Consider the following 16,295-nt stretch of genomic DNA (forward strand, 5'->3'; position numbering starts at 1 on the left):
GCCTCGCGGAGCTGCTTACGCTCGTCCTCGGTCAGGCCCGGCACGCGCCCGTCTTCGATGTTTGCTTTTTTCAGCCAGTTGAACAACGAGGCTTCGGAAATCCCGAAGTCTCTCGCAATCTGCGATAACGGGGCCCGGGCTTTACGGGCCACAGCCACGACATCGTCACGGAACTCTTTCGGATAGGGCTTGGGCAAGAGATACATCCTTCCAGCGAGGACGAATCCTCACAGATCAGATGTCAACCAAACCCGGGGCAGACCCCAATAGCCGGGGTCTTACTACTCAGTGGGTGCGCCTCAAACCCTGATCCAAACCGCCCCTTTGACGGTACAAGGGCGGCTGAGGTGATGCGTGAGGATTTCTACGACACGATCGAGGAGACAGTCCAGCAGTCCGGAACCACCTTCCCCACCTGGGACCGAAGCAACCCCAAAGATGTACGCCGTACTAGCTGTTACGTTGGATCAAAACTTGGTAACGAACTCTCCATCACCCTGGACGGCGACTCTGTCGAAGACCCCCGTGCTGCGGTTGAAAGAATCAAAACCTACTGGGAATCCCAAGGCTGGAAACTCGAAACCCTCTTCGACAATACCGACCGCCCCGTGCCGAGCATACAGATCGCGGCTACTTCACCTACCGGAATTGAAGTCGTGGTCAATGCTTCAACTGGAAGCTCAATGATCCGAGTGAAGAGCGATTGCTCTCTCGATCCTGCGCTGAACATCAGACCGACGCCCACCAACTCATCGGACGATCTCTTCTGACCATGCAGCAGCTCCTCGCCTGCACGCCCCCACCACCCCTCAGCCCCATGACATGCATTGACGCTCGCGAAGCAGAAGTTATACGGTCAAAAGAATTCAGCAGCGTATAGGCTGGGCCAGGGGTCTGCCCGAGGCGCACGCATTAACGGCTGGGCGACGAAAGATGAAACGAGAATAGTTACTTTAATCTGGCTCTCCGCATCCTGCTTAAAGTACCCGGAGCACATCCTAGGGAAGATATGAAGACAGCCAGTAAGCTAGCGCTGACGCTGGCCATCAGCATGCTCGCGCTCACAGGATGCACCTACGAATCCGAGAAACTCGATCGCCCGCAGCCAGCCGGCGCCCCCACCTTCGATATCAGCTCTGTGACCGCCGACGCGGCGCTGGCGGATCGGGTTCCAGCCGCCATCAAGAACAGGGGCCGGCTATCGGTAGGGTCCAATACCGAGTACCCACCCGCCGAATTCCTCGACGCCAGCAATAAACCCACCGGTTACGACATCGAGATGATCACCGCCATCGCCAAGAAACTCGGCCTCGAAGCCGATATCCAGAGCGCGGAGTTCACCTCGATCCTCCCGGCGCTCGGCACCAAATACGACGCCGGCATATCGTCCTTCACGGTGACCCCGGAACGGCTGCAGAACGTCAACATGGTCTCTTTCCTCAACGTCGGCACCTCCTGGGCGGTGCAGGCGGGCAACCCGGAGAACATCTCGCTGGACGATATCTGCGGCCTGGCCATCGGTGTGCAGACCGGCACCACCCAGGAAGATCCGGATCTCAAAGAACGCAATGCGGCATGCCTGGCAGAGGGGAAGCAACCCATCGATATCGTGACGCTCAAGAACCAGACCGATATCACCACCCGGCTGGTCAACGGCTCCCTCGACGCCATCGCCTCTGACTCCCCCGTGATCGGCTACGCCATCACCCAGACCAACGGCAAGATCGAAAAGCTCGGCGAGACCTACGATCAAGCACCCCAGGCCATCGCGATAGCCAAGGTTGATCCGGAACTCGCCGGCTTGATCAAGGACGCCCTCGACACCCTCAAGGCCGACGGCACGTACCAGAGCCTGCTCGACTCCTGGGGGTCGGCAGACGCTGCCGTCGATACCTTCGCCGTGAATCCGCAGGTGGGCTGATGTCATCACCCGTACCCGCATCCGAAACCCGGCCCGCCGAGGCACCGGTAGAGCGCATCAAAGCCGTGCCCGTGCGGCATCCGGGGCGCTGGATCACCGCGATCATCATCCTGATCGTCCTAGCCCTCCTCGCGCAATCCATGGCCACTAATGACAGGTTCCGCTGGGATCTCTTCTGGCTCTACCTGCGCGATGTCAAGGTCATCCAAGGCGTCGGCTGGACCCTGCTGCTGACCTTCGCCTCGATGCTGCTGGCCATCATCCTGGCGGTCACCCTGGCCCTCATGCGGCAATCCGATAACTGGATCTTCCGCTGGGTGAGCTGGGGCTGGATCTGGTTCTTCCGCGGCACCCCGGTCTACACCCAGCTGCTCTTCTGGGGCCTGTTCGGAACGCTGTACCCCAAACTGGCTCTCGGCATACCGTGGGGCCCTGAGCTTTTCAGCCTCAACACCGGGGACTACATCCGGGGGTTCCTCGCGGCACTGCTCGGCCTGGCCCTCAATGAATCGGCTTATCTCGCCGAGATCTTCCGGGCCGGGCTGAAATCGGTGGACAAGGGCCAGGCCGAGGCCGCCGAGGCACTGGGCATCCGCAAAGGCAAGATCATGCGCCGCATCGTGCTGCCGCAGGCGATGCGGGTCATCGTGCCGCCCACCGGCAACGAGACGATCGGCCTGCTCAAGACGACTTCCCTAGTGCTGGCCGTGCCCTTCACCCTGGACCTCACCTTCGTGACCAACTCGCTCGCGAACAAGGTCTACGAACCCATTCCGTTCCTCATGATCGCCGCCTTCTGGTACTTGCTGATCACCAGCGTGCTGATGGTCGGCCAGTACTTCATCGAACGCCATTACGGCAAAGGCGTCGACAATCTGTCCCCGCAACCGGTAAGGCCGCAAGCATGAGCACGGAGAACGCTATCGACACCCCCGGCGGAGTCTCCGCCGGCACCCCGCTGGTACGGATCCAGGGGGTGCATAAGTTCTACGGCGAGCACCACGTGCTCAAAGGCATCGATCTGACCGTGAACCAGGGCGAGGTCTCGGTGCTGATCGGGCCGTCCGGCTCCGGGAAGTCGACGATCCTGCGCTGCGTGAACCTTCTGGAGACCATCGATGCCGGGCGCGTCTACGTGGGCGACGAACTCATTGGCTACCGGGAGCACGAGGGCAGGCTGTACCAACTGAACAGCAAGGACATCGCCGCGCAGCGGGCGGAGATCGGCATGGTCTTCCAGCGCTTCAACCTCTTCGGGCACAAGACCGCGCTGGAGAACATCATCGAAGCTCCTATCCAGGTCAAGCGCATGCCCAAGGCCAAGGCCCGCCAGCGCGCCGAGGAGCTTTTGGAGCAGGTGGGTCTGGGGCAGCATATGAACCATTACCCGGCGCAGCTCTCCGGCGGCCAGCAGCAGCGCGTGGCGATCGCCCGGGCACTCGCCATGGAGCCGGAGCTGATGCTGTTCGATGAACCCACCTCCGCCCTGGACCCGGAGCTCGTAGGCGATGTGCTCGAGGTGATGAAGGATCTCGCCGCGTCCGGGATGACGATGATCGTGGTCACCCACGAGATCGGCTTCGCCCGGGAGGTGGGCGATAACCTGACCTTCATGGACGGCGGGGTCATCGTGGAATCCGGGGATCCCGCCGAGGTGATCGCTGACCCCCAGCACGCCCGGACCAGGGAGTTCCTCAGCCGCGTGCTCTAGGCTTCAGCGCCTGGAACTCCCCAACCCTGCCGATTGCTCAGCACGGCTGCGCGCACTCGCTCGTGCAGCGGGCGCAGCCCGGCCCGGTCCACCCGCAGCTCCAGCACGGATCGGCCACGGATCTGGGCATCGAGGGCGCTGACCAGCTCGGCCCGGCTCCGAAGCATCCGGTGCTCCCAGCCGTAGGCCGCAGCGAGCGCCGCGAAGTCCACACTATGCGAGGTGCCGAAGAACTTCTCCACTGCGGCCCGGTATTCCGGCTGTTCCCCGAGTGCCCCGTGCTCCAGCAGGCTGAAGATCCCGCCGCCGGCGTCATTGAGCACCACGAGCTGCAGGTCGGCGGGCTGCTCCCCCCGTGGTAGCAGCATTCCGCCGGCATCGTGCAGCAGGGTTAGGTCGCCGAGCAGCACGCGCACCGGGGCTTGGCCGGCAATAGCGATTCCCGTTGCCGTGGAGACTGTTCCGTCGATCCCGGAGAGCCCCCGATTCGCGAAGACCAGCGGGGCGCGTTCCCCCGGGGTTCCGGCGAGATCCGTATCCCGGATCGGATTGGAGGAGCCCAGTAGCAGCCTTCCGGCAGTCCGATGCCAGACTTCGCGCGCCAGCAGCAGGCCGCTGAGGCTGCCCGAATCGGCTTCTTCCCGGAGCAGCCCGTCCAGGGCCTGCTCCGCGGAGCGGGCGGCATCCTGCCAGGCTGCTGACCATCCCGGCGCGCCGTGACCGGCGAAATCAGCCAGTTCCGGAAGCGAGGCGATGAACTGCTCACTGCGGCGTTCCGGTTCGAGCCAGGGCACCGGCCGGGGCAGGTACCTGGCCCGGGGCAGATTTTGATTCTCCACAAGGGCAGATACCGGCCGGGAGAGCGCGGGCCTGCCGAAGATCACGAGCCGTTCGATCTCCGGGGCGAAATGTTCCAGGAGCAGCCGGTAGGGCCCGATGGCTTGGGGGCCGAAGCGGGCCCGGGAGGAAGGCTCGGCGAGCAGCGGCAGGCCGAGTTCCCTGGCGAAAGCCTCTGCTTCCGGCCCCGCATCGTGCCCTGCCAGCACTACGGTGCGGCGAGCAGCCGTGGTCTGCATGGCGACCGGGCTGACGGGATCCGCCGGCGAACGCCGTGCCGGCTGGGGCAGCGCCTCGGGAACCGGCGCTGGCGCGCTTGTCTGCACTGGTTGTTTTGCTACTGGTTCTGCTAATGGTTCCGTTGCCGGGGTCAGCGGATCCCGGAAGGAGAGATTGATCTGCACCGGCCCGCTCACCACGCCTTCGAGCAGCCCGATGGCGGCGTCGACAGCGGTCTGCACCGCCGCACCCGGGTCAGTTCCAGCATCGATATCAGCGGCGAACCGCACATGGGAGCCGAAGAGATCCAGTTGGTCCGTGGTCTGGTTGGCTCCGGTGCCGCGGAGTTCGGCGGGCCGATCCGCGGAAAGCACCAGGAGGGGGACTCCGGCGTGGTCGGCTTCCATCACGGCCGGCATCAGATTGCCCACTGCAGTGCCGGAGGTGGTCACCAAGGCCACCGGCGCACCGGTTTCCAGGGCCAGGCCCACTGCGGTGAAACCGGCGCTGCGCTCATCGATGCGCACCAGGGCCCGCAGCCTGTCCGGCATCCGATGCTCGGCTTCTGCGATGGCATAGCTCAACGGCGCGTTGCGGGAACCGGGTGAGATCACGATGAAACGGACCCCCGCGGCAAGGAGCACCTGAACCACGGACCGGGCCGCGGCCATGGAACTGACTGGTTGACCAACCGAGTTCAACGGTGCGGGCTCCTCATTCACCACTCCATTCTGCTACAGATGCAGACCCGGCCCTGCGGCCTGCGGCAAGTGTTCTTCACCCAGGCTGTTCGTCACCGGGCTGTGTCACTCCGCTGCCGAGCTCAGCAGTGCATGGCATCGGGCCAGCCGTTGCCGCCACCAGGCCTCACGCTCCGGTGCGGCCCGGTAGCGTGCCAGCAGCTCCGGGTCCGGCAGTACCTCGCGGACCGGCAGATAGCCGGATTCGGGCTGGAGCGGCGCTACCGTGATATCCGCTGCGAACAAGGCCACGGTGCCCAGCCCGCAAGCATAAGGCAGCTCCGGCAGGGCGGCGGCGAGCGCGACCCCGGAACGGATCCCCACCGAGGTATCGAGCGCGGAGCTCACCACGGCGGGCAGCCCGGCATCGGCGGCGAGCTGCAGGGCCCGGCGGGCTCCGGCCAGCGGCGCCGCTTTGATCACGATCAGGTCCGCCGCTCCGGCAGCGGCCACCGCGAGCGGGTCCGCTTCTTTGCGAACGCTTTCATCCGCCGCTATCAGCACCGGGATGCCCTGAGCTGCAAGGCCTTCGCGCAAACGAGCCAGCCCGGTGATGCCGGCCACCGGTTGCTCGGCGTATTCGAGTTCGTATTCGGCCATACGGGACAACGCGGACATCGCACTGCGGTGATCCCAGCCCGCGTTGGCGTCGATGCGTACCGCGGCGGCGGGGAGCTCCTGGCGCACCGCGGCCACTCGTGCCAGGTCTTCATCGAGGCTCTGCCCGGCTTCGGCCACTTTGACCTTCACCGCCGGTACCGGGCCGAACCGCGCCAGCAGCTCCGGCACCCTTGCGGCGGGAATCGCCGGAACCGTGGCATTGACCGGTACCCGGTGGCGTTTCGGTTCCGGATACCCGAGGCACCCCGCCTCGAAGGCGCTCAGCAGCCAGCGAGCCGCCTCCGCGTCGCCGTATTCGGGGAACGGGCTGAACTCCGCCCAGCCCGCGGGGCCGCGCAGCAGCATCGCCTCACGGTGATCGATGCCGCGGAAGCGCACCCGCATGGGCAGGCAGACCACATGGGCGTTCTGGATCATCTCGGCGACCCCCGGCAGCACGTCGGCAGGCAGGGGGAGGGATCGCGCGTTATGGGCTCCGGAGGGCATCTTTCGAGCCTAGCCGCTCTACGCGGTTACTCTGGAGTAGTGTCATCGGCGAGAACCGCGCAGCAGCCCGGACCCGGCTCCGGCCAGGGCCGGTCTTCGGCGCACCCCGGTCTCTTCTTGCTGGCCGCCGCGGTGGCACTCCTCGGGCTCATCGGCACCTATCTCTACTTCGTGCGCACCACCACGGGCCAGTTCATCGACGAGTCCGCATGGCTCGAAGCACCCGTCGTGCAACGCCGCATCGGTGACCCGATCTCGCACTTCCTCGACGCCTTGCCGATGATCTCCGTGCTGACCGGCTCGGTACTGGTGCTGCTGATCACCATCTGCCGCCGCCGATGGCTGGCCGGGGTGGTAGCAGTGGCCATGGCCCTCGGCGCCAATCTGAGCACGCAGCTGCTCAAGGCTTCGCTCCCCGAGAGGCCGGATCGCGGAATTCAGACCCTGGATCTCAATTCGCTGCCCTCAGGTCACAGTGCGCTGGCCGCTAGTGCGGTGATCGCGGTATTCCTGGTCTCCAGTGCCCGCTGGAGACCGCTGGTGGCTTTTATCGGCGGCAGTTACGCTATCGCCTCCGGAGTATCGACGCTGATCAATCAGTGGCACCGGCCCGCCGATGTGGTGGCGGCCTATCTGCTGGTGGCGGCCTGGACTGCTCTGGGCGGCTGGTTGCTCCTGCGCTTCGATACCGCGCACCGGCCTGAGCCGAGGCTCGCCAGGCATTGGGCGTCCTCCGGGTTTTGGCCGTCACTGGCCGCAGTGCTGGGGATCGGCGCAGCTTTGGTCGCGGCTGCTGCGCTGTGGCCTTTGCGGAGCGGTGAAGCTCAAGAAAGTACTGTCAACTACTTTCTAGCCGGAGTGTCTCTGATCGTGATCACCGGCTACCTGCTCTGCGTTGCGGGCATCCTGCTCTTCAGCTCCCAGAGCCGGCGCAGCTGATTAGCCCGGCTCAGTCTGCCTCCAGCGGTTTGCGGCGAGGTATCCAGTACCACAGGGCAGCAGCGGCCAGCAGTCCCACGAAGCCGGTAGCACTGATACCAGCGGCCAAGGAGAGCAAGCCGGTGAGGGCCGAGATCAGCGCCGGGCCGGATACCGAGCCCAGATCGGCCAGAAGCCTCCAGATGCCGAGGAACTGCGCTCGGCCGCGCGGAGGCGAATAATCCGCACCGAGAGTCATGACCAGCCCGGAGCCGATGCCGTTCCCGAAGCCGATCACCAGCGCGACCACAAGCAGGCCGACCGCCTGGGTGGTCAAGGGCAGCACGAGCAGGGACAAGCCCATGATCAGCATCGACGGCACCGCGACCCAGGCCCGGCCGCGGCGGTCCATGAGCTTGCCCGCCGGGTAGAAAACCAGCATGTCCACGGCACCGGAGAGGCCGTAGATCAGTGACGTCGTCGCCGCATCGAGGCCCAGGTTCTCGGCCCAGAGCGGGAGCACCGCCTGCCGGGAGGCGCGCACCGCGCTGATGAGCAGCACCGCGACGCCCAAAGTCAGGAAAACACCGCGATGAGCCTTCACGATGCCGCGCAGAGTGATCTTGATGGGCCCCTGCGCACCGCTGCGCTGACGCGACGGCAGGTCCGGGAGCACCAAGGCGATCAGGCCTGCGGCTACCGCCCCTGCAGCCCCGACCCAGTACGCGCCGGCCAAGCCGATCAGCTGAATCGCCACGGCACCGATGAAGGGGCCGAAGAAGATCCCGATGCGCATCACCCCGCCCAAGGCGGAGAGCGCACGGGCCCGGTAGAGTACCGGCACCGCTTCGGTCAGATACTTCTGCCGGGCCAGCTTGAAAACCGCCGAAGCCGAGCCGATCATCAGGATCCCCAGGGCATAGAACCACAGATTCGGCGCACTGAGACAGAGCAGCATCGCCAGCGTGGAGAGCACCGCGGCGCCGACGATGGCCCAGCGCTCACCGTACTTGTCGATCAGCAGGGACGCCGGGATATTGCTGATCAGGGAGCCGACCCCGATCAGCGTGACGATCAATGCGGCCATGGCGACTGAGGCGCCGAGATCCCTGGCGCTCAGTGCGATGACCGGGAGGATGGCGCCCTCGCTGAGGCCGAAGAGCAGCGACGGGCCGAAGGCGGGTAGTGCGATCGGGCGGAAGCTGAAGCCCTCACCGTCCCGAGTCACACTGTCAGCATACTCCTGATCAGCCATCACCTGAAACGGCCCCGGCCTGGGGATACTCTTCACGAGCAGGCTCGAACATCACAATTTAGCAACATAAAGGAATAATTGCTCAGCCTGCTGCTTATTTTATATTTTCTCTTGATATATTTTTTTCGATACCTCAGGAGGAAACATGAAAACCCGCGAAACTCTCAAACACGCCGATGATTCGCCGAACTGGTCGGCCAACCTGGCCAATCGGGATCTCGTGATCGATCTCATCCGGACCACGTGCATGTTCGCCGTCGTCGTGATGCATGTGCTCATGGTCGGCATCAGCGTGCGCGATGGCATCGCCATCAGCAATCCGTTGACCGCGCTCTCCTGGTTCGCCCAGGGCACCTGGTGGGGTCAGATCATGCCGCTGTTCTTCATCGTCGGCGGCTTCGCCTCACTCACCTCATGGCGCTCGCACCAGCGCAAGGGGCTCACCGCCGCCACATATCTGCGAAGTCGGCTCCTGCGGCTGGCCCGGCCGGCACTCCCACTCTACGCCTTCCTGGCCATAGCACTCTGGTCCGCGAAGCTCCTGGGTGCCCCGGAATCCCTACTCTCCGCGGTGGCCGCCGGAAGCGGCGTGCAGCTGTGGTTCCTGGCCGCATATCTGATCTGCCAGTCGCTGGTGCCGCTGCTTGCCCGCTGGCATGAGGCCGCGCCGCTGGCAACCGTAGCCTTTCTGACCGCCTGCGCTTTAGCCGTCGATGCGCTGCGCTTCATCACCGGCTTGGAAGCTATCGGGCTCCTCAACATGGTCTTCGTCTGGGCACTCGCCCAGCAGATCGGATTCTTCCTCGCCGATGGCGGTTTCGACGGACTGTCCCGGAGCGCTCTGATCGGCATCGCGATCACCTGTTATCTGCTGATGATCCCGCTGACCCAAATAGATATCATCTCCGGAGGCCTGTATCCCGTCGATATGCTGGCCGCTCAGAATCCACCGCTGGCACCGTTGGTCCTCATCGGGCTGGCGCAGATCTGCCTCGTCAAAGCCGCGTATCCAGCACTCCGCAGGTTCACCGAGTTCACCGCTACTCAGCGTGTGATGTTCTTGATGGGCAGCCGCGCCATGACGGTGTATCTCTGGCATCTTCCACTGATCATCGCGCTCTTCGGCATTTTCCTGGCTCTAGGACTGCCCTTCCCGGAGCCCGGCGGGGCATCCTGGTGGCTCAGCCGACCCATGATCATCGTGCTGGTCCTAGTCTTGACCTTTGCCGTCACCTGGCCGCTGGCCCCACTGGAATCAGCCACCGCCGCTTTACCCGCGGGCGCTGCGCCGCCGAATCTGGGCCGTGTACTACTCGCCAATGCGCTAGCCGCCGCGGGCCCTTTCACCGCTATGCGAATGGGCCTGGACGTGAACAATGTGCTGTGGGGAACCGCTACCCTGGCTCTGGCCCTGCTCCTCGTCCAGGCGTGGCCGGTCAGGTCTAGAGCTGTTTGAGCCTGCTGATGAACCAGCGGGATTGTTCCGGGCCATAAGGCAGGATGGGAATCGCCTTCGTGGCATCGTGCGGCGTCTCCTGCGTCGCCTGACGGGCCAGGCGCACCGCGGTCGACATCGTCGTAGCCATCGCTTTGACCTCCGCATCGCTCATCGGTTCCCCGTGGCCCGGTACCAGGAATTCGTAGCGGTGCCGCAAAGCTGACAGCTGCCTCAGAGTATCCGCCCAATCCGCGGGGAAGGAATCCTCGAAGCTCGGGTATCCGCCCTCCTCCACGAGGTCTCCCGCGAATAGTGTGCTCGGGGTCCCCACCAGCAGATCCCCGTCGGTATGGCCCCGGCCCAGGCTGAAGAGCATCACGGAGACCTCGCCGAGATCCACGAGAACCGGCTGCTCCCCCACCGCTGCTTGCGGAATGACGATCCTGATGGCCGCAGCGCCCTGGGCATCCGCAGCCGCCATCTCCGGCTCCTCCTCAGCGACCAGAGAGCGCTGCTGCTCGCCGTTCTCGGACATCTGCCGGATCGCGTTCTCCTGAGCCCAGAATTCAGCTACCCCGGCCTGCTCGAATGCCGCGTTGCCGAAGAAATGATCGTAATGGGCGTGGGTGTTCACCACGGTCAGGGGCAGTTCGGTGATCTGCCGGATTGAGTCGAGGATGACGGCTGCCTGGCGCGGGCCGCAGCCGGTGTCTACCACCAGAGCTCGTTCCGAGCCGACTACGAGGCCGATATTGAGCGTGGCTCCGGGATAACCCACCAGGGGCAGCTGCAGGAGGTAGCTTTCGTCACCGAGCTTCCGCCACGACGGTGCCGCGAGACCCTGCTCGCCCGGCTCCTGCTGTTCGGCTGTCGGCGATCCTGGCATATGCCTCACCACTGTCCTCCCCATCGCCCCGATGCTGACGATGTGCTCGGTCTTGCGTTCTATTCTGCCGCATCGTCAGATCTGAGATCTAGAGATCCGCGAGCACCCGGGCAGGGTTTTCGACGGCATCGGCGATATATCGCAGGAAGCCTCCTGCGGTGCCGCCGTCGCAGACCCGATGGTCGAAGGCCAGGGTCAGCTCCACGACCTTCCGCACCGCGAGTTCCCCTGAGACCACCCACGGCCTCTCCAGAATCCGACCGATGCCCAGGATGGCGGATTCCGGATAGTTGATGATCGCCGCTGAACCATCGACTCCGAAGACTCCATAGTTGTTGATGGTGAAAGTTCCGCGGTTGAGGTCCGCGGGTGCCGCTTTGCCTTCCCTGGCGGCGGCTGTCAGCCTGCGGATCTGCGCGTCCAAGCCGCGAGCGCTCAGTCGATGAGCGGAGCGGACGGTGGGCACCACGAGGCCGCGTTCGGTCTGCGCGGCGAAACCGAGGTTCACTCCATCCAGGCTGAGGATCTGCTCTGCTTCGATCCGCGAATTGAGCTCCGGAAATTCCACGAGGCCGGCCAGGGCGAACCGGGCGATGAACGCGAGCAGGCTGGGGGCTTGCTCACCGCTGGCCTTGAGGCTTTCGCGGAGCCGGCACAAGGCCGTGGCATCGGCATCCACCCAGACTGTGGCTTCCGGGATCTCCCTGCGGCTGCGGCTGAGCTGCTGCGCAATGGTGCGCCGGATGCCGCTCAACGGGGTACGGGCAAGCACGGGCAGGCCCGAGCGGCCGTCCTGTGTTGAATCTTCGGCCGTTGAATCTCCGGACTGTTTCGGTAATGCCGCATCAGCCGCGGCAGCCTGCACATCGCCGCGCAGGATCAGCCCTTCCGGGCCGGAACCGGGAAGAGTGCGCAGATCGACCCCGGCCTCCCGGGCCAGCCGGCGGACGATCGGGGAGATCACCCGGGGCGCGCAGACGCTTTCCTCGGATTCAGCGGGAGCAGCAGAAGCAGCACGAGTAGCACGATCAGTAGCAGCAGCTTCCCCGGCGTGCAGGCCGGCAGCGTCCGCTGGAGCCGGCTTCCCCCGAGGTCCCGTAGCCGATGAGCACCTGGCCGCTGCCCGCCCGCTCCTCGGTGCGGTAGGCTTCCGCAGCAACGCGCGCAACATCTTTTTCAGCACTGCCCTCGCTGCCACCCTGGTCTTCGCTCTTTTCAGAGTGATCCTCGGAGTCGCTGACCGTCAGCAGCGGAGCGCCGACATCGAGTACTTGGCCGGCCTCCCCGTGTCTGCGAGCCACCACTCCCGCGAAGGGCGAGGGCACCTCGACGAGGGCCTTAGCGGTTTCCACCTCGGCCACCGGCTGGTCGATCACCACCGTGTCACCCTCGGACACGAGCCAGCGCACTACCTCGGCCTCGGTGAGGCCTTCGCCCAGATCCGGCAGCAGGAAAGTCTTCTCGCTCATCGCCCGTTCTCCACCAGCTCGTCATCCCACTGCAGGGCATCGACCGCATCGAGAATGCGATCCGCGTCCGGCAGATAGAACTTCTCCAGTTTCGGGGCCGGGTACGGGATATCGAATCCGGTGACCCGCAGCACCGGCGCGGCAAGTGAATGGAAGCAGCGCTCCTGGACCCGGGCTGCGACCTCCGCGGCCACCGAGGCGAACCCGGGAGCCTCCGCGACTACCACCGCTCTGCCGGTTTTGCGTACCGAAGCGCAAACCGTCTCGTCGTCGAAAGGCGTCAATGAGCGCAGATCGACCACTTCCAGCGAACGCCCCTCGCTCGCAGCGATCTCCGCCGCGGCCAAGGCCGGGGCCACCGACGGCCCATAGGCCAGCAGCGTTGCGTCGGTACCCGGCCGGGCGACGACAGCACGGCCCAGACTCGCGCCCCGGCGCTCCGGCCACTGCTCCGCGAGCTCGTCGAGATCCGCCTGCTCCTTCGCGAAGTACAGTTTCTTGGGCTCCAGGAAGACCACCGGATCATCGGAGTCGATGGCATCGCGGAGCATCAGGTAAGCATCTGCGGCAGTCGCCGGGGTCAGTACCACCAGGCCCGGAGTATGGGCGTAGTAGGCCTCGGAGGAATCGCAGTGATGCTCCACTCCGCCGATGCCACCCGCATAGGGCACCCGGATGACCATGGGCAGCCGCACCTTTCCGCGAGTTCGGTTGGCCATCTTCGCCACGTGGCTGATGATCTGTTGGAAAGCGGGGTAGGCGAAGGCGTCGAACTGCATTTCGACGACGGGGCGCATCCCGTTCATCGCCATGCCGATCGCGGTGCCGACGATGCCTGATTCGGCGAGCGGGGTGTCGAAGCAGCGCTGCTGGCCGAACCGCGCGCTGAGGCCGTCGGTGATCCGGAAGACGCCGCCGAGCGTGCCGACGTCCTCGCCGAACATCAGCACGCTCTGATCAGCGGCCATGGCGTCGGCGAGCGCCCGATTGAGCGCCGCAGCCATCGTGACCGACGGTTTCGACGGGGAGTTACTGCCGGTTGCTTGCCGGGTTTCCACGGTGCTGGTCATCAGAGGCCGCCTGTCTCATCGGAATTCTGCTGGTCGGCCCGGCCCAGTTCTTCGGCAAGCAGCTCAGCCTGCTCCGCCAGTTGCGGGTTGCGCCCCGCGTAGACGAACCGGAAGAGATCCTGCGGGTCCAGTTCCGGCTCCGCGTTCATACCGTCCCGCAGCTGCACGGCGATGCGTTCTGCATGGTCGGCGATCTCCTGCTCCTGCTGATCGTCGAGATCCCCGGTGCCGCGCAGATAAGCGCGCATCCGGGCGATCGGGTCTTTGCCGAGCCATTCGGCGACTTCTTCATCCTCGCGGTATCGGCTGGCGTCATCGGCATTGGTATGAGCCTGGATGCGGTACGTGTTCGCTTCGACGAGGAGCGGGCCCGATCCGCTCCGGACCAGGCCGACCGCCCGGCCCAGGACCGCGAGCAGCGCGGCGACGTCGTTGCCGTCCACGCGCTCACCGGCCATTCCGTAGCCGACCGCTTTATGCGCCAGGGATGGTGCGGCGGACTGCTGGGCGAGCGGCACGGAGATGGCGTACTTGTTGTTCTGCACGAAGAAGATCACGGGAGCTCCGGAGACCGCCGCGAAGTTGAGCGCCTCGTGGAAATCACCTTCGCTCGTGGCACCGTCCCCGCACATCGCGAGCACCACGGTGTCTTCACCGCGAAGCTGCGCCGCCTGGGCCACTCCGACGGCGTGCAGCAGCTGTGTGGTCAGCGGCGTGCACTGGATACCGATGCGGTGCTCTAGCGGGTCATAACCGCCGTGCCAGTCCCCGCGGAACAGCATCATGGCCTCCACCGGATCGACGCCCCGGGTGATCACGGAAACCGCGTCCCGGTAGGTGGGGAACAGCCAGTCCCCCGGCTCCAGACACAGCGAAGCTGCTATCTGACAGGCTTCCTGGCCGTGGCTGGAGGGGTAGACCGCCATCCGACCCTGCCGTACCAGAGCCGAATTCTGATCATTGATCCGACGCCCGGTTACGAGGGCGGCATAGGCCGTCAGCAGCTGTTCCCTCGGGGGCAGCGGGTACTCATGCCCGGCCTGGCGGTCGCCCGGGGAGGCGAGAGAGCCATCCGGGGCGACGATTTGAATCTGCTCCTGCGCCGGGAGCATATAATCCTCGGCGCTGATCCCGAAGCTTCTGGAGATCTCCTGGGGGTCGCGCCGCATGCGCTCTTGGCTGGGAGCCGGGGAGATGGTCATCGCGGGGTCCTCATCGACGTTGTGCTCAGCTCGTTTGTCTTCCAGTATCCTCGCCAAAACCGTAAATATGATATGAATCACATATACTGGAGATGAATCGAGTGAATTTCTCTTCTGATGAAGACAAAAGTCAATGTGGCCTGGATTACTCCGCAGTTCCGTAGACAAAAGGCTCAGCGGACAGAAGAAGGGCGAATATGGATGCATCACCGGACGATATCGACCGGCAGATCCTGGTCGAGCTGAGCCAGGACGGCAGGCTTTCCATGAGCGCTCTGGCTGAACGAGTGCATATCAGCCGGGCACACGCATATACCCGGTTCAACCGGCTGATCGAATCCGGGGTGCTCCGAAAGGTCGGCGCGGTGGTCGATCCGGTCAAAGCCGGGCTGGAATCCTCGGCCTATGTGACCCTGAAGGTCAAGCAGCATTCCTGGCGGTCCCTGCGCGACGCCCTCACCGCGATCAACGAGGTGCACCACATCGCCCTGGTCGGCGGTGATTTCGATGTAATCATCCTCGTCCGCGCCGAGGACACCGAGCACCTGCGCAGCGTGGTCTTCGACCAGCTGCAGAAGATCCCCGGGGTCCTGGATACCCGGACCGCCCTGATCTTCGATGACCTGGACACCCGATAGCGCTGGATGCAGCGTGGGGTCCAGAAGCTCAGCCCGTGATATCTTCCCTAGGAACACACAGCTATGAGCTAGCCGGATGAAGAACAAGCGGGCTGGGGATCGGACAACGAGCAATGAGCACATCGGATACGCCACCGCCCAATACTCCGCAGCCACTGGCTGAGCCTATTTCGGCTCTGGTCCCGCCTCCGGTGCGAGGAACCCGTCTCTTGCCGGTCTGGGGCTGGCTACTGCTCGTCGGGGCTGTGGTCCTGGGCAGCGCGATCATCGTCACCGGGTTATTTTTCGCCGCTGGAACCATGGTACGGCTGACACCTTCGGGCCCCCAGGCCGCCGATAGCAGTCAGGTCGACGGCGCCCTGCCGTTGGACTCCCCCACCGCGTATACCCAACCGCCATACTGGAATTCCGAACCCCCTACAGGGTGGGTAACCAGCCCGCAGAGCAATCCGGCTCAGGGGATCTACATTTACGCGAATCAGAACGGCTGCAGTTTATTCCTCAATCAGGCCATTCTGCCTGCGAACAGCCAGGGCTCCGAGATCACCACGGATGACACCCCGGCCACCGAAGCCCAGCTGCGGGATCAGATCAGTCAGGTCAAGGAACAGGCTGATTCGAGCGTGGTTCTCGACGAGCTTTCCCCGGTGGCTATCAGCAGCGAGCGGACGGACGGCCCTAAACTCGCCTACTTATCGCAGAGCGTCGGCTTCTCCATCGAAGGGCAGCCCTTCACGATGCGCTTCGCGATGCGGGCGATGCCACAGGCTGAGGGTTTGATGGTTATCGCCCAGCGCTGCCCCGAGTCGGTCAACCCGGTCCCTAGCTGGAACGCGGCGCTCTCCGAAGTCTTCACGACCGCAGAGCTTCCCTCGCCGTAGTCC

Annotated in this window: 15 protein-coding genes and 1 pseudogene; 8 read left to right on the forward strand and 8 right to left on the reverse strand. The window is 64.7% G+C overall.

Annotated elements, in window-relative coordinates:
- On the reverse strand, positions 1-197 hold a 197-nt coding region (locus tag C501_RS0107645; RefSeq protein ID WP_026174481.1), incomplete at its 3' end, for a transposase.
- A gap of 150 nt (positions 198-347) precedes the next feature.
- Between C501_RS0107645 and C501_RS0107650 the strand changes: the two genes are divergently transcribed.
- The 4 genes from C501_RS0107650 to C501_RS0107665 all read left to right on the forward strand — a co-directional run bounded on the left by C501_RS0107650 (position 348) and on the right by C501_RS0107665 (position 3,632).
- Positions 348-770, forward strand: a complete 423-nt coding sequence (locus C501_RS0107650) for a hypothetical protein (protein WP_211206360.1) — start codon at positions 348-350, stop codon at positions 768-770.
- 239 nt (positions 771-1,009) lie between these two features.
- Positions 1,010-1,921 (forward strand): ABC transporter substrate-binding protein, encoded by a 912-nt coding sequence (locus C501_RS0107655; RefSeq protein ID WP_018135041.1) that lies wholly within the window; start codon positions 1,010-1,012, stop codon positions 1,919-1,921.
- On the forward strand, positions 1,921-2,829 hold the full coding sequence (locus C501_RS0107660) for an amino acid ABC transporter permease (protein WP_018135042.1): 909 nt from the start codon (positions 1,921-1,923) through the stop codon (positions 2,827-2,829). The genes C501_RS0107655 and C501_RS0107660 overlap by 1 nt, the downstream gene beginning before the upstream one ends.
- Positions 2,826-3,632 carry an amino acid ABC transporter ATP-binding protein gene (locus C501_RS0107665; RefSeq protein WP_018135043.1) on the forward strand — a complete coding sequence of 269 codons (807 nt, stop codon included), beginning with the start codon at positions 2,826-2,828 and terminating at the stop codon, positions 3,630-3,632. The genes C501_RS0107660 and C501_RS0107665 overlap by 4 nt, the downstream gene beginning before the upstream one ends.
- Here C501_RS0107665 and menD read toward each other — a convergent pair.
- The gene (gene menD / locus C501_RS0107670) at positions 3,629-5,359 is read right to left on the reverse strand and encodes a 2-succinyl-5-enolpyruvyl-6-hydroxy-3-cyclohexene-1-carboxylic-acid synthase (RefSeq protein WP_156807695.1); all 1,731 of its coding nucleotides are present in this window, start codon (positions 5,357-5,359) and stop codon (positions 3,629-3,631) included. The genes C501_RS0107665 and menD overlap by 4 nt on opposite strands.
- 135 nt (positions 5,360-5,494) lie before the next feature.
- On the reverse strand, positions 5,495-6,535 hold the full coding sequence (locus C501_RS0107675) for an o-succinylbenzoate synthase (RefSeq protein ID WP_018135045.1): 1,041 nt from the start codon (positions 6,533-6,535) through the stop codon (positions 5,495-5,497).
- Positions 6,536-6,574: 39 nt separating this feature from the next.
- On the opposite strand from C501_RS0107675, the gene C501_RS0107680 reads away from it, so the two are divergent.
- Positions 6,575-7,474: a phosphatase PAP2 family protein gene (locus C501_RS0107680; RefSeq protein ID WP_018135046.1), complete on the forward strand. Its 900-nt coding sequence runs from the start codon at positions 6,575-6,577 to the stop codon at positions 7,472-7,474.
- Positions 7,475-7,484: 10 nt separating this feature from the next.
- Here the strand turns inward: C501_RS0107680 and C501_RS0107685 are convergent, their stop codons facing one another.
- Complete coding sequence (locus C501_RS0107685) at positions 7,485-8,708, reverse strand: MFS transporter (RefSeq protein ID WP_018135047.1); 1,224 nt, start codon at positions 8,706-8,708, stop codon at positions 7,485-7,487.
- Positions 8,709-8,853: 145 nt separating this feature from the next.
- Here C501_RS0107685 and C501_RS0107690 point away from each other — a divergent pair, with 145 nt between their 5' ends.
- Positions 8,854-10,164 (forward strand): acyltransferase family protein, encoded by a 1,311-nt coding sequence (locus C501_RS0107690; protein WP_018135048.1) that lies wholly within the window; start codon positions 8,854-8,856, stop codon positions 10,162-10,164.
- Here C501_RS0107690 and C501_RS0107695 read toward each other — a convergent pair.
- The 4 genes and pseudogenes from C501_RS0107695 to C501_RS0107710 form a co-directional block, all read right to left on the reverse strand.
- The gene (locus C501_RS0107695; RefSeq protein WP_018135049.1) at positions 10,151-11,032 is read right to left on the reverse strand and encodes an MBL fold metallo-hydrolase; all 882 of its coding nucleotides are present in this window, start codon (positions 11,030-11,032) and stop codon (positions 10,151-10,153) included. The genes C501_RS0107690 and C501_RS0107695 overlap by 14 nt on opposite strands.
- An 88-nt stretch (positions 11,033-11,120) precedes the next feature.
- Positions 11,121-12,501: pseudogene (locus C501_RS12840) on the reverse strand (dihydrolipoamide acetyltransferase family protein).
- Positions 12,498-13,571 (reverse strand): alpha-ketoacid dehydrogenase subunit beta, encoded by a 1,074-nt coding sequence (locus C501_RS0107705; RefSeq protein ID WP_018135050.1) that lies wholly within the window; start codon positions 13,569-13,571, stop codon positions 12,498-12,500. The pseudogene C501_RS12840 and the gene C501_RS0107705 overlap by 4 nt, the downstream one beginning before the upstream one ends.
- Positions 13,571-14,773 (reverse strand): thiamine pyrophosphate-dependent enzyme, encoded by a 1,203-nt coding sequence (locus C501_RS0107710; protein ID WP_026174734.1) that lies wholly within the window; start codon positions 14,771-14,773, stop codon positions 13,571-13,573. Before C501_RS0107710 ends, C501_RS0107705 begins: the two co-directional genes overlap by 1 nt.
- A 197-nt stretch (positions 14,774-14,970) precedes the next feature.
- On the opposite strand from C501_RS0107710, the gene C501_RS0107715 reads away from it, so the two are divergent.
- Together C501_RS0107715 and C501_RS0107720 are read left to right on the forward strand one after the other, a co-directional pair.
- On the forward strand, positions 14,971-15,411 hold the full coding sequence (locus C501_RS0107715; protein WP_018135052.1) for an Lrp/AsnC family transcriptional regulator: 441 nt from the start codon (positions 14,971-14,973) through the stop codon (positions 15,409-15,411).
- Between the two features lie 113 nt (positions 15,412-15,524).
- Entirely contained in the window at positions 15,525-16,292 is a 768-nt protein-coding gene (locus C501_RS0107720; RefSeq protein WP_018135053.1) for a hypothetical protein, read from the forward strand.
- Positions 16,293-16,295 lie beyond the last annotated feature (3 nt).

Source organism: Acaricomes phytoseiuli DSM 14247 (genome assembly GCF_000376245.1).
In the GTDB taxonomy this organism is placed as follows: domain Bacteria; phylum Actinomycetota; class Actinomycetes; order Actinomycetales; family Micrococcaceae; genus Renibacterium; species Renibacterium phytoseiuli.